11 protein-coding genes are annotated in these 14,633 nt (G+C 40.1%); 4 read left to right on the top strand and 7 right to left on the bottom strand.

Annotation, left to right across the window (positions count from 1 at the left end; all coding sequences use genetic code 11):
* Nucleotides 1-390: 390 nt before the first annotated feature.
* The 5 genes from M1F05_RS14675 to dbpA form a co-directional block, all read right to left on the bottom strand.
* The gene (locus M1F05_RS14675) at nt 391-1,683 is read right to left on the bottom strand and encodes a cytosine deaminase (RefSeq protein ID WP_206082805.1); all 1,293 of its coding nucleotides are present in this window, start codon (nt 1,681-1,683) and stop codon (nt 391-393) included.
* Nucleotides 1,676-2,923 (bottom strand): cytosine permease, encoded by a 1,248-nt coding sequence (gene codB, locus M1F05_RS14670; RefSeq protein WP_206082804.1) that lies wholly within the window; start codon nt 2,921-2,923, stop codon nt 1,676-1,678. The genes M1F05_RS14675 and codB overlap by 8 nt, the downstream gene beginning before the upstream one ends.
* 134 nt (nt 2,924-3,057) lie before the next feature.
* Entirely contained in the window at nt 3,058-3,771 is a 714-nt protein-coding gene (locus tag M1F05_RS14665) for a substrate-binding domain-containing protein (RefSeq protein WP_206082803.1), read from the bottom strand.
* The gene (locus M1F05_RS14660; RefSeq protein WP_206082802.1) at nt 3,771-4,814 is read right to left on the bottom strand and encodes an ABC transporter substrate-binding protein; all 1,044 of its coding nucleotides are present in this window, start codon (nt 4,812-4,814) and stop codon (nt 3,771-3,773) included. The genes M1F05_RS14665 and M1F05_RS14660 overlap by 1 nt, the downstream gene beginning before the upstream one ends.
* 165 nt (nt 4,815-4,979) lie before the next feature.
* Nucleotides 4,980-6,353, bottom strand: coding sequence for an ATP-dependent RNA helicase DbpA (gene dbpA, locus M1F05_RS14655; protein WP_206082801.1), 1,374 nt, complete (start codon nt 6,351-6,353; stop codon nt 4,980-4,982).
* A 144-nt stretch (nt 6,354-6,497) separates the two neighbouring features.
* On the opposite strand from dbpA, the gene M1F05_RS14650 reads away from it, so the two are divergent.
* Complete coding sequence (locus tag M1F05_RS14650; RefSeq protein ID WP_206082800.1) at nt 6,498-6,989, top strand: DUF7000 family protein; 492 nt, start codon at nt 6,498-6,500, stop codon at nt 6,987-6,989.
* 66 nt (nt 6,990-7,055) lie between these two features.
* Here the strand turns inward: M1F05_RS14650 and M1F05_RS14645 are convergent, their stop codons facing one another.
* Together M1F05_RS14645 and M1F05_RS14640 are read right to left on the bottom strand one after the other, a co-directional pair.
* Nucleotides 7,056-8,495, bottom strand: a complete 1,440-nt coding sequence (locus M1F05_RS14645; RefSeq protein ID WP_206082799.1) for a YfcC family protein — start codon at nt 8,493-8,495, stop codon at nt 7,056-7,058.
* Nucleotides 8,496-8,519: 24 nt separating this feature from the next.
* On the bottom strand, nt 8,520-9,650 hold the full coding sequence (locus M1F05_RS14640) for a M20 family metallopeptidase (RefSeq protein ID WP_206082798.1): 1,131 nt from the start codon (nt 9,648-9,650) through the stop codon (nt 8,520-8,522).
* A gap of 1,339 nt (nt 9,651-10,989) precedes the next feature.
* On the opposite strand from M1F05_RS14640, the gene M1F05_RS14635 reads away from it, so the two are divergent.
* From M1F05_RS14635 to M1F05_RS14625, 3 genes are read left to right on the top strand one after another with little or no spacing between them, the layout of a single operon-like run.
* Nucleotides 10,990-12,135: a trans-sulfuration enzyme family protein gene (locus M1F05_RS14635; RefSeq protein ID WP_206082797.1), complete on the top strand. Its 1,146-nt coding sequence runs from the start codon at nt 10,990-10,992 to the stop codon at nt 12,133-12,135.
* A 36-nt stretch (nt 12,136-12,171) separates the two neighbouring features.
* Nucleotides 12,172-13,596, top strand: coding sequence for a Na+/H+ antiporter NhaC family protein (locus M1F05_RS14630; RefSeq protein WP_206082796.1), 1,425 nt, complete (start codon nt 12,172-12,174; stop codon nt 13,594-13,596).
* 16 nt (nt 13,597-13,612) lie between these two features.
* Nucleotides 13,613-14,608 carry a D-cysteine desulfhydrase gene (locus M1F05_RS14625; RefSeq protein WP_206082795.1) on the top strand — a complete coding sequence of 332 codons (996 nt, stop codon included), beginning with the start codon at nt 13,613-13,615 and terminating at the stop codon, nt 14,606-14,608.
* The last annotated feature ends 25 nt before the right edge of the window (nt 14,609-14,633 follow it).

The raw sequence follows: 14,633 nt of genomic DNA, 5'->3' as shown, positions 1-14,633 counted from the left end.
CGCGGTACAGCAAAACAGGAATATTGACCACCACTGTATGGCAGACAGTGTATTAGCGTTATTGTTGCTATAAATAAAGCTCAAATCCAGTTTCAGATAACTCTCTAAAAAATATAAAACCTTCAGTGTGAATTTCAATCAAAATTACAACTAAATAACATAAAAGGCACTTATCACCAAAAAACAAGGTGAATTAAGGGGATATTGCCCTTATACCATTATATTTTAGTATGACTTAAGTGAGTGACAAAATGATGAACACTATTTTTATAAGTAAGTTTAGATAGTTACAGATGTGTAGATGGCTATTCTTGTTTGCAGATAATCTTAGTGGGTAAAATAGCGCTCAATAAATTATTGAGCGCTATTAATCAGTTTAATCAACAATGATTAAACGAGTGGGGAATATCCGTAACGAACGGTTTCAGTTTCTTCGAGGTGAATTTGGGTTACCGCAGGTTGGGTATTGGCAATGATTTGTCCATCACGAATAGAGTAACTCACTGGCACTTGACGGCGCACCGCATCGAAACCATTTTCAGCAGGCAAAATTAACAGACTTGCGCGTTTACCTTCACTGACATCGTAGTCTTGTAAGTTCAAGGTACGTGCGCTGTATTCACTAATCAGTTTCAATCCATTATTGATTTGCTGATAACCCATTAATTGGCAAACATGTAACCCCATATGCAGGACTTGCAACATATTGGCTGTGCCAAGTGGATACCACGGGTCAAAAACGTCATCATGCCCAAAGCACACATTAATATCCGCAGCCAGCATCTCTTTTACTCGCGTGATCCCACGGCGTTTTGGGTAGGTATCAAATCGGCCTTGTAAGTGAATGTTCACTAACGGATTGGCAACAAAGTTGATTTTCGACATTTTTAACAAGCGGAACAAACGGGATGTATAAGCACCGTTATAGGAGTGCATCGCTGTAGTGTGGCTCGCAGTCACACGGGAGCCCATGCCTTTCGCGTGTGCTAACGCGGCAACAGTTTCCACAAAGCGCGATTGCTCGTCATCAATTTCATCACAGTGAACATCAATCAAACGGTCATACTTTTCAGCTAAAGCAAAGGTTTTATGGAGTGATTCCACACCGTATTCACGGGTAAATTCAAAGTGAGGAATTGCACCAACGACATCAGCACCAAGGCGTAGAGCTTCTTCAAGGAGTTCTTCACCATTTGGGTAAGACATAATGCCCTCTTGTGGAAAGGCGACAATTTGCAAATCGATCCATGGCGCCACTTCTTGCTTCACTTCAAGCATCGCTTTCAGTGCCGTTAACGTAGGATCAGACACATCAACATGAGTACGAACATGTTGAATTCCATTCGCAATTTGCCATTTCAAGGTCTGCCATGCGCGGTTTTTCACATCATCGTGTGTGAGCATCGCTTTGCGTTCTGCCCAACGTTCAATCCCTTCGAATAAGGTACCAGACTGGTTCCAGCTAGGTTGTCCCGCCGTTTGGGTTGTATCTAAATGAATGTGCGGCTCAACAAAAGGAGCCGAAACTAACCCACCTTCACCATTTAAGCTTTCTGGCAAGATCTCGCCATCCACTTGCGGGGTAATTGCAGTGATTTTTTGGTTATCGATATCGATGCGCCATAAGCCATTACGCTCAGGTAAGCGGACATTATGGATATGTTTAATAGTTTGATTATGCACGAGTTAGCTCCGAATCCGTGGCACGGCGGCGGTTTAATAAAGGATTAAGTACAGCGTAACACAAAGCGCCCCCAAGGACGGCATTAACAGGCACAATTCCAGGTAACCAATGCCCCGCAATGACACCCGCTGCAACAGCGATTAACGCACTGACATTCACATCACGCATTTTACTGCGATCGAATGTTTCATAACGATGGCGATACATCAAGTAGTCAGCAATGATTATCCCACCTATCGGTGGAATGGCGGCAGATAAGAAGGTTAGCCAGCCGACAAAGTTGTTATACAGCCATAATGCACACAAAGTACCAACTAACCCATTCACAATGGATAAGGCTTTACTGGATAACCCAGTAATGTTGGCGAAGCCTAAACCTGAAGCGTAAAGGGCATTGTCATTGGTTGTCCAAATGTTTAAACCCAAAACGATAATTGCGGGTAATAACAAACCTTGGGCAATCATGACATCTGAGATATCAGCCATTCCGAGTGACGCGGCCCCAGCTGCACCAAAGATAAACATCAATGAGTTACCAAGGAAGAAAGCCACGAGTGCGACTAAAACGGCGACTTTCGGTTTGCGACCAAAGCGAACAAAATCTGCGGTTAAGGTGCCTGCGCTGACGAATGAGCCGACCACCATGGCAAGTGCCAAATTAAAATCAATCGGTTTTGCAGGAACAACGGCTTGTAGTGCGCTCATTCCCCCCATATCGGTGATCGCGAGGTAGACAGAGTAACTCCCTAATATAGCAATCGCGGGAACGGCGACGATAGAAAGGACGGTTAATGCGGAAATACCGAAAAATACGGTGACGGTCATTAAAATGCCTGAAATACCAATCAACCAGTTAATGTCCCAGCCTGTGGCTTTACCAACAGGGATAGCAAACATCGCAACACCCACACCAAACCAGCCGACTTGCGTGCCGCCAAGTAAGAATGAAGGGAGCCATGAGCCTTTAATACCGAAGGAGTAACGCGCGAGGAGGTGAGTTGTTAAGCCAGTTTTTGAACCGATAAAACCAAGAAATGCGGTGTAGATACCAAGAAGAAGATTACCAATAAGAACTGCGAGGAAGAAATCATGAAAATTAAGACCGGTACCGAGAGCGCCTCCGGTCCACATACTGGCTGAAAAGAACGTTAAACCTAGCATCACAAAGGTTAATGCTAGTCCGCCTTTTCGCGCGGATATGGGCACGGGCCCATGGCTATAATTTTTATCTTCAGGCACGATTGTCTCCAGTTATTTTTCTCAGGCCAAAAAAATCCGACGCATTTTATAGCCATCAAAATAAAAAGCAAACGTTTTCGTATATTGTTCAATATTTTTAATTTATTGATTTGAAATGTGTGCTCTTAGGTGATTTATTGCAGAGAGGTAAATCCATATTCAGTAAAAAGTTGTTGTGATTCAATCTGTAATAGGTAATTTGCGAAAACTTCTGATTTTTTTGTTATCAATGCCATGGTGTAAATTGCTTGGATATTATCGTGATTTGGAATTGGGAGCGTGGTGAGGTTTGGCAGTTTTGCAATTTTTTGTTGATAGTGATGATAGCCAATAAATAAGTCTGCCTGATGAGATTCTATTAACCATTGGGAAGCTAATTGACCAGAAGGGATCACGGGAGAGTTTTTCCCACCGACTAAGTGGCGAGTACGAGCTTGAATCTCATTAGCAAGGTGAGGATGATTCAGGCGAATTTTATCGTAGAGTTGGATAACATAATCCCCACAAGGGTCATCGTGGGGCGTAGATGTGCCAATGATAATATCTGGTGCACTAAGCAATTGCAGCCAGTTTGGGTACTTTTGGGCAAGCAGTTTCGTTGTGGTAATTCCTAGGCGGTTAGTAATAAAGGGCAAAGTGGCATAGGCGATATTTTGTTGCATTAATACTAGGGGATGTGCTTTATCCGCAGAAAGAAACAGATCACAATATGTACCTGCCTCAATTTTTCGCCGTAATAGACCTGCGGGGCCAAACTCACAGGTGATTGCATGCTCATCCGCTTGCGGAAAATGCGTTAAAATGGCAGTCAATGCGCCACGTAGACTGCCCGCTGCCATAATATGCATTAATGGTTGCCTTGATATTGAGTACGATAGAATTTTTGATACCAATTATTCACTTTTGCATCCACATCAACATCAGCAAATTTTTGGGGGTAGAGCTTGCTCGCCATCCATAATTCACCTAACGCCATAGCTTCAGGCATTGGATAACCCCATGCTTTCGCATATTCAGGCATTAAAAAGACACGTTTATTTTTAACAGCATCAATAACTTGCCAGCGCGGGTCATTGTTGATTTCATCCACTACGCTTGGGTATCGGTCTTGAATGAAAATGACTTCAGGGTTCCAGCTAATCACTTGTTCTAAGGAAACTTGTTTGTATCCTTTGATAGTTGATGCGGCAACGTTCATCGCCCCTGCATGTTGCATCATTAAACCCGTGTATTTTCCAGAGCCATAAGTGGTGAGCTCAGGGTTCGCCATGTAGGCTCGAATTCGTTGATTTTCAGGAATATTTTTTAAGTGTTGAGCTACAACGTCGCGGCTATCAAAAGTTTCTTTAATCAGTGCTTTTGCGTTGTCGGGTTTATTGACGATATCCCCAATCAGCGCAATGCCTTCTTTTAAGCCTTCGTTGTATGCCTGTTCTTCATTGATCAGTTCAGGATTGACATTGTTTTTTGCTTTGCCACTATTGTCTTTTTGCAAGGAAATTGCCACAACAGGAATGCCCACTTGGGATATTTTATCGATCATTTCTTGCGGGGCATAGTTTGTTACAAATACCACTTGAGGTTTTAATTGCACTAAACTTTCAAGGTTAACACTTTTGAGGTCACCGACATTGGGAACTTTGACCAATTCAGGAGCAAGTCTTTCATAATTTTGCCCAAGTTGTTCACGCCAATTCCCCATGACGCCAACGATTTTATCGGTGGCATCCAACTGAACTAGTAAATTTAATGTTTGGTGTTGGAGAACGGCGACACGTTCAATCTTGTCGTCAATGACAACTTTTCGACCTAATTGATCGGTAAATTCTCGCTCAGCTAAGCTGGCGAATGAGCAAGATAAAGCCAAAAGGCCAATAAGATACTTTTTCATTGTTATATAACCTAGTATTTCGATGTAAATTGATTTATATAACGATTAATTTCAAGGGTCAACTATCATTTGGTGAATTAATGGGTTTAAACTTGATGTTAAATAAGAAATAAAAAGAAAAATTTAGCGCCTAATAAGCTTAGACGCTAAATCACAACAGAAAGGCTATTTTAAGAGTCGTGCTTTAACGGATTTACCTTTGATTTTACCTTGTTGCAGGTGTTTCCACGCTTGCTGAGCCACGGAGCGCTTTACTGCCACATAGGCGTGGGTTGGGTGAATGGCTATTTTACCAATGTCTGCGCCGTCAAGGCCGACCTCTCCAGTGAGAGCCCCTAAAATGTCACCAGGGCGCATTTTAGCTTTTTTGCCGCCATCAAGGCATAACGTCACCATTGTGGCTTCAAGTGGTGTAATGCGAAGACCTGCGGGTTCGGGTTGCCAGTTTAGCTTCATATTCAGCATTTCTTCGAGGGCATTTGCGCGTTGTGCTTCTTCAGGGGCGCATAGGCTAATGGCTAAACCGCTTTCACCTGCACGAGCAGTACGGCCGATACGGTGCACATGAACTTCAGGATCCCACGATAATTCATAGTTAATCACCATTTCAAGGGCTTTAATATCGAGTCCGCGGGAAGCGACATCGGTCGCAACCAACACGCGGCTGCTCCCATTTGCAAAGCGCACCAAGGTTTGGTCACGGTCACGTTGTTCTAAGTCGCCATGTAGCACTAACACACTTTGCTTGCTGTCATTTAGTGCATCATACACCGCTTGGCAATCTTTTTTGGTGTTACAAAAAACGACGCAAGAAGCGGGTTGTTCACGGCTTAATAATTTTTGTAATAATTCGATTTTACCGTGGCGTGAGACTTCATAAAATTGCTGCTCAACCGCAGGTAATTCATCAACACTATTGATTTCAATTGTTTGTGGCTCGTGCTGAATTTGTTGGCTAATGCGTGCTATTTCATCTGGCCAAGTAGCGGAAAACAGTAAAGTTTGTCGGCTTATTGGTGCGTAGTTAATTACGGTTTCAATGTCAGGCATAAAGCCCATATCTAGCATTCTGTCCGCTTCATCCAGCACTAACGTTTGCAATTCATCAAGTTGAACGGTTTCGCGGTTTAGGTGATCAAGTAAGCGGCCTGGCGTCGCGACAATTATATGGGCTGCATGAGCAAGGGAATCGCGCTGCACGCTAAAAGGTACACCGCCACACAAGGTGAGAATTTTAATGTTTGGAATTGCACGGGCTAAGCGGCGTAATTCGTTGGCGACTTGTTCTGCGAGTTCGCGAGTAGGGCACAAAACCAATGATTGGGTTTTAAATAATTTGGCATCAATACGTTGCAATAACCCCAAACCGAATGCAGCAGTTTTACCGCTGCCTGTTTTGGCTTGCGCACGAACATCTTTCCCCAACAGGATAGCAGGAAGGGCGGCCGCTTGGATCGGGGTCATACTGAGGTAACCTAACTCTTGTAGGTTAGACAGTTGTTCCGCGCTCAGCGCGTTAAGATCAGCAAATGAAGTCACAATAAAATCTCAAATAATAAAAAGGAGCTAATGGCGCCAATGATACTATCCCTGCATGATGCTGTCTGTTTTTAATTCCAAATTAAGGTAGGAAAGGTGGGGTTCAGGTAAGATTTTAGATAAACCAGACTGGAGGATAATTAAATGGACAATTTGCAGCAGCGGCTCAATCATTATCAACGACAAATTCAAGAAAGTGAACTCAACGTTGTCTATGAGTATTTAATTAAAACCATGATGCAAGCAAAGCAATATCTTGCAAATCAATCTGAACGTGGTTTTGAATATGGAAATATCTCCCCAGGTTACCTAGATTACTCATATTTTCCTATTGTAAATACATTTTTGAAACAGCGAAAACTGCGCTTTGGTATTGTGCTTAATCACCGTAAATTGTGTTTAGAATTATGGTTGATGGGGCAAAATGCATCAATACAAAAGGTATATTGGCAAAAATTAAAATCCAGTCCATGGAATACACATTTGACTGAAATGCCGCAATACAGTGTGTTAGCGACTATGCTAATTTCTCATCCTGATTTCACGCAAAAAAGTGCACTATTTGTTGGAATAGAAAAACAGCTGTTCCCACTGATGAATGACGTGATGTGTTTTATTGAAAAAATAGAAAGGTAAGTCATAAAAAGCTTCCTTTCTTATAAAGGAAGCTTTGAGCCAGTGTTCTCTATTGTTAACTAGGGATTAAATCGGCCCTAAATTGGTCAGGACGGCATAAACCAGAGCCACAATAGAAATGGCAATCCATGTGAAGACTAATGGCCAAATAAATTTCACCCACGTGGTATATGGGATTTTCGCCGTAGCCAGCACGGCCATTAAGATCCCCGATGTTGGGTTAATGCAGTTCACCACACCTTCACCTAACAGAACCGTTTGTACGGTAGTTTGGCGGGTAATTTCGAGTAGGTCGCCCATCGGAGTAAAGATTGGCACTAATACAGCGGCCTCACCTGAACCAGAAGAAATAAAGAAGTGCATAATCGCTGCAGTTGCAAACATAGAGAGTGCAGAAAGGGTTTTTGGCAAACCATCCATCATCGAAATAATCGCATTGACGATGGTGTCCAAAATCATGCCATCAGATAATACAATCGCAATAGCACGTGCCATACCAACGATAAATGCACCGCCAACCATACCCGCACAGCCTTTTAAGAAGCCTGTTGCAATGCTATTTGGTGACATACGGTTGAGTACACCAACACCGACCCCTAAGATGATAAACATCGCCATCATCTCTTTTTCACCCCAGCCCCATTCGACAGCACCAAAAATAAAGCCGACTAAGCAGAATGCGCTATATGACAAAGTGATGATATGTAGCGCCGAAATTTTTGAGGTTTGGTGATCAGCGTCATCGACAGCAATCTCTGGGCGAACCATACCTTGCTTACGGCATTTTTTAGTATAGAAAGTTAAAAATAAGATACCCGCGATGACGAAAGCGATATAAATCACCATTCGAAAACCAAGGCCAGATAGCAGGGGAACGTCTGCTAAGCCTTGTGATAAGCCAACCGTCATCGGTGCCATGATTGAGGCATTAAAACCAGCATAGGCAGCAACATAGACCAATGCGGCACCAAATTTATCGTCCATCCCAACAGATTTTGCGACTAGCAGGCCGATAGGAACAAATGCAATGATTGAGTTAACGACAATGCCAGTAGTGCCTAAAATAGAAAACACCACAAAGAAAATTGTGATTAACAGAAAATCATTGAGCTTCTTACTGCGCGAAATATTATTCAGTACCTTTTTTATGGCACCGGTTTCTTCAAGAAGATGTAACGCACCACCTGTAAAAATAATTAAAAAGATAATTGGTGCAGCTTTTACTAAGCCATCGGCAATAGACGTGAAGATTTGCCCCGGTAAAATACCGTGTTGCTCAGGTAAACGCTCATAGCTACCAGGTATGGTGTAAGAGCTAGATACTTTAGTTTCAATGCCATCTTTGACCATGGTGATGACTTTAGTCTCTGATGCATATTGCCCCGCAGGAACGATCCAAGTAGCAATACCTGCGATGACTAAAATGAAGAACAATAAAACGTAAGGGTTCAAACCTTCCGAACGTTTTTTCGCTGGTGGTGGTGTATTTGTTGACGTTGTTGCCATATTATTATCCTGTTGGATTATTATTTATTGTGTAATACGTTGTAATACATTGAAAAATAACTGTGCTCGCTCAGTTAATGATGGAATTTCTAAATATTCTTTATCACTGTGTTGGTAGCCGCCGATTGGGCCTAAGCCATCAACAGTAGCAGTGCCGACACCTGCTGTGAATGAAGCATCTGAGCCGCCGCCTGTTGAAACGTCGATTAACTCGATATCTAATTTCGTCGCTTCTTGCTTGATGATGTCGATAAGTACTGTACTTTCATCCGTTTTAGCCATTGGCGGGCGATTGATTCCCCCAGTTAGCGTCAGTTTAATGCCATCTAATATCGGTTTGCTGCACACTTCTCTGACTTTTTTATCAATTTCTACGCCTTGTTCTTCAGAAGAAATTCGTACATCGATTTCTGCTCTCGCATTGGGTGCCACTGTATTGACTGAGGTTCCACCTGAAATGAGACCAACGTTAACGGATAAGCCTTGGTCATGGGCAGAGAGTGCATGTAAGCTTTGGATTTTGTGGGATAGCTCTTGAATAGCGCTGATACCAGCTTCAGGGGCAATACCCGAGTGAGAGGCCTTCCCTTCGATGCTCAGTACATAAGTGCCGACGCCACGGCGTGCACTAACAATGGCGCCATTGGCACGTGCAGGTTCCATAACTAAGGCATAACGCTTGCCTAATGCACATTTTTCAATCACACCGCGGGATGAAATAGAGCCAATTTCTTCGTCGCAGTTAAGTAAAATTTCGATATTTTTATAGCGAGAGTCTTGGTTGTCGTACAGTTGCTTCATGACTTGATACACCATGACATGACTGCCTTTCATATCAATCACACCTGGACCATAGGCTCTATCACCTTTGATACTAAATGGACGTTCTGCGACAGTGCCTTTTGGGAAAACGGTATCTAAGTGCAGTAAAATTAAGATATCGGCCTTTACCGATGGGTAATAAATACGGTAGTTATTGCCTAATGATTCATTTTCAATGACTTCAACTTCAAATCCCATTGCTTGGTATTTTTCGCACCACACGGCAGCATGGTTATCGACGCCAGCCTTGTCATAAGAACCAGATTCGATATTCACGACCTGTTCCAGTAGTTTTAACATGGCGGGCTCGTGCACTAAAAAATGATTAGTCATAATGGATTCCTAATATTGTGTTTGTCGTTAATGAGACTGTTTTTATTGTGTTCTGCATGTGGTATTACATCGAAAAATAAAGATAAGAATAAGTGCAATGTAAGAAATTTCATTTTTCTTTAAATTAAATAAATATATGCACCACTTGATAAAGTACTCAGTTTTAATTATTTGATTAAAATTTTTCAATAATTATTGTAAGCATTTTTTATCGTCTCTGTTATGTTTCTATGACACGGATTAACTAAATCGAATTTGATGATTCGATATATAACTTCACTATTATGTGAAAGGTTAATATGCAGGATACCGATAGCGGTCGGTACTTTTTGACTCTATCATACTAAATAATTTGGATACAAGTTTTGTTTTATTTTAATTTAACGCATTGAAATTGAATGAAAAATACAAAATAATCAAATAAATCTAATCATTCGCTATAAATAATTAAGGAGCTTTATATTTTGGATTTTTGTTTTACAGTAATGGTTTTTTTGTTTGATTTTATTCAATTTGCTTATATAAAGTATAATTTAGAGTGTAAATAAACCAATATTAAAATTTATATTTTTATTTAAATTTAATAAACATAATAAACTTTATGGTCTTTAGGATTTGAATCGAACAATTATTGAACACTTTGTTTTGTGGATAGCTTTTGATTTTAAATAAGTATAATTATGTGATTTTTGTTCGTAGGTTAAATTGAGATTAATAATTAGTATTGCTTTGTTTAAATAATGTGCTAAATGCTGACTTGGTTAATTGGCGATATTATTAGAAACATAAAATGAAGCTACGTTTTTAGCTACCTTACAGAGGTTTGATAGGGTAATTGTTGTTCTTCACTTTGCGGTTGGTAATAAATGAGCTGATATAGCTGAGCAATCTGTAAGAGAGAATAGTTAGGATGGCAAAAGAGAATAAGTTTCTACAATAGCACCATTAAAGAGTAAGTCGGTAGAGATGGTAAGTGAAATTTCGGATAGGACTATGATGCTAATCATGGTTTTCATTAGGCCTGATTACATTGGTTAGTAATATAATTAACTTTTAATATACAATTATTCTTTAATTTTAATAGGTTAATGAATTTTATCTACTGGTGAAGTAGATATTGATAAACTAAATAGTGATATTGTGACGGCTCGCTCATTTCATGTTTATTGATTAACTTATTGTATTTTAAGATTATTAATTTAAATTTAGAAAATTTTTCTCTAAATTTGTATAAAGTCATCGATTTTTAGAAAAATTTTTCTATTTCCCTATGGCATATTCCTTTCAGCAACAAATATAAATAAACACTTTTTTCTCTTTCTATGATTGGGTTTTAATAATGACTAAGAATATTGCTACTGTTTTAATTCATGGTGGAAAACAGCAAGATACTGTCAATCATGCGATTTTCCCTGCAATCACAACCGCGAGTACTTTTGTCCAACAAAGCTTAACTGAACATGGAGAATATTGTTATTCCCGTTGCAGTAACCCAACTCGTTATGCCTATGAAACACTGTTAGCGGAAATTGAAGGTGGAATCTACGCAACAGCTACTGCTTCAGGTGTTGCGGCTTCAAGTTTAGTGCTAAATTTACTACCAAAAGACTCTCATATTATTGCAATGAAGGGCGTTTATGGTGGAACTTTCCGCTTATTTGAGCGTGTTGCAACCGTAAACTGTGGTCACAAAATAGATTATGTTGATTTAAATAATCTGGATGAGGTCAAAGCTAACATAAAAGACAATACCCGCTTAATTTGGATTGAAAGTCCAACTAATCCGTTATTAGAGTTAGTGGATATTAAAGCGGTTTGTTCGTTGGCAAAAATGCATGATATTTTGACTTGCGTGGATAATACATTTGCAACAGCATGGAACCAAAAACCATTAGAATTAGGTGCCGATTTAGTGATGTTATCAGCCAGTAAATATATCGGTGGTCATTCTGATTTAATTGGTGGTGCGGTAATTACACAACGTGAAGATATTGCCAGTCGACTTGATTTTTTAAAAACCACCCTCGGTGCAATCGCTTCTCCCTTTGATGCTTACCTTGCATTACGCGGCTTAAAAACATTGGCATTACGCATGTCAGCACAATGCAGTAATGCGCAGAAAGTCGCAGAATATCTAGCAACACACCCGAAAATTGAGCACGTTTATTACCCAGGTTTACCATCACACCCACAACATCAGCTATGTAAAACACAAATGCGAAGCGGGGGGGCAGTTGTGACGATTAAATTAAAAGGTGATATTGAGGATACAAAAACATTTTTATCTAAGGTGACTTATTTTGTATTGGCGGAGTCTCTTGGTGGTGTGGAAAGTATGGTAAACCATTCAGCGACTATGTCCCATGGTTCAATGACTAAAGAAGAAAGAGAAAGTATTCATGTTTACGATACGACATTGCGTTTATCAGTAGGTATTGAAGATATTAACGACTTATTAAATGATTTAGAAAAAGCATTATCTTAATTAAAATCACAATAAAATATAATAAGAGAGCACCCCATGAATGATTATGGAATTTGGACCATTGTCACTCCACTGGTCACGATACTTTTAGCCATTTTTACACGCCAAGTTATTTTATCTTTATTATTGGGAATATTAGTCGGGTTTACCGTTATTAATGATCATAATATATTATTAGGTGTTAACGGAACACTCGATGGAATTATTAATACTTTTGCCTCACCTGGAAATACAAAAACAATTCTATTTATGGTCATGATAGGCGGTATTATGCGCCTTGTTGTGGTTACAGGTGGTGTTAGGTCACTTGTTAGATTATTGACTAATAAAACCAAGTTGATTAAAAATAGAAAAGCAGTTCAATTAATGGCAATGATTATTACGTCATTAATTTTTATTGAAAGTTCAATTAACCAGTTAATTGCAGGTGCGTCAACAAAAACACTCGCGAAGAATTATGGTGTTTCGCCAGAAAAAATGTCTTATATCGTGCAAACATCCTGTGTGTCGGTGTGCTCGTCAGCGATGATAAACGGTTGGGGTGCGGCAATGATGGGGGTGATTGGCGTGCAGATATCAAAAGGTTTTATTACGGGTGAACCTTTTGAAATTTTAGCCAGCTCGATGGTATTTAATATCATGGCATGGTTTTCTTTAGCTTCGGTTTTATTTTATATCTTCTCCAATTTTTCTTGGGGGCCGATGAAAAAAGCAGAATTGCGAGCTCATGAAGAATCGTTAACCATCTTATCCGCGGAAAATACTGAGCAAGATGATGAAGATATTATTGAACATCCTAATTGCCATACATCTTTAAATTTCTTTATCCCAATTTTATCAACGGTATTAATGGTCCCAGTGGCTTTATATATCACTGGTAATGGTGACTTTAGTAAAGGCAGCGGCTCAACATCTGTTTATTGGGGGGTCATGTTTGGAACGCTAGTTTCTTTTGTCTGGTTCTTAGCGCGTCGCGTATTAAATATTGAGAGTTTCTTTAAAGAACTATATATCGGTTACGCTAGCATGGTGAAAATCAGCTCAGTCATGATATTAGCATTCTTAATGGGGACAGTTTCCTCAGATTTAAATACTGGGGCTTATATTGCTGAAGTGACTTCTGGTGTTATTTCCCCTGCATTCTCAATCGGTTTTATTTTCTTAATTAGTGCTGTAATGTCATTGGCAACAGGCACATCGTGGGGAACGTTTGCCATTATGATCCCTATCGGTGTGCAATTAGGTATTTCAGTGGGAATGCCTGTGGAATATATGATTGGTGCAGCTATCGCAGGGTCTATTTACGGCGATATGACATCCCCAATTTCCAGTGATGCGATTGTGGCTTCCATGGCAACAGATTGTGACCATATTGAACATATCCGAACACAAATGCCTTATGCTACTGTGACAGCTGCATTTGCTCTGATGGTCTACCTCTATTTAGGCTTCACATATTAATCTGGATAATATTCAAATGAATATACAAGAAAGGCTTTCAGCAATAGCGAAAATTAATTTATTGCACACCGCAACGCCATTGGTGAAATTGAATAATATATCTGAATACCTTGGTCGAGAAATTTATATTAAACGTGATGATATGACCCCCCTTGCGATGGGGGGCAATAAACTGCGTAAGTTAGAGTTTATTATTGCGGATGCACTACAGAAAAAAGCTAAAGTATTAGTCACTGCAGGCGCTATACAATCTAACCATGTTCGCCAAACAGCCGCTATTGCAGCAATGTATGGTTTAGAGTGTGTGGCTTTATTGGAAAACCCGCTGCAAAGTGGGAATTCCCTATTTTTAAATAATGGCAATAAGCTGCTGACAGATTTATTTAATACTCGCTGTTATTTTTGTGAAGAATTAAGTGACCCTAATGAACAAATGAAAGCATTAATTGAGTTATTAGGGTTAGAAAATGCGTATGTTGTACCTGTCGGTGGTTCGAATGCTCTAGGTGCACTGGGGTATGTCAGTTGTGCTTTGGAGATTGCACAACAAAAGCCAAAAGATATTGATTTTGCTGCGGTGATTGTTGCTTCAGGTAGTGCGGGAACCCATGCTGGTTTGGCTATAGGGTTACAGGTCGTTTTACCTCAAACTCCTGTTATTGGCGTAACAGTCTCGCGTACGGTTGAACAACAACAGCCAAAAGTTGAAAAGCTGCAAAATGAAATAAGTGAATTATTAAACCTTGCTGATTTTCCGAATGTACAATTATGGGATCAATACTTTTCACCTGCATATGGTGCACCGAATAGCAAGGGGCAACAAGCAATTGAATTATTAGCACAAAAAGAAGGGATTTTACTCGACCCTGTTTATACTGGCAAAGCCATGGCAGGGTTAATTGATAATGTATTAAAAGAAACTATTGAAGGCAGTCAGCCGCTTTTATTTATTCATACTGGCGGTTCACCTGCCTTATTTGCTTATCCTGAAATCAATGTGGCAAGTATTTAAAACTATATTAAAGATGTGATGTACC

The organism is Providencia sp. PROV252 (genome assembly GCF_033676005.1).
Taxonomy (GTDB): domain Bacteria; phylum Pseudomonadota; class Gammaproteobacteria; order Enterobacterales; family Enterobacteriaceae; genus Providencia; species Providencia vermicola.
The sequence above is the reverse complement of the archived record's forward strand: the minus strand, read 5'-3'. Positions and strand labels throughout refer to the sequence as shown.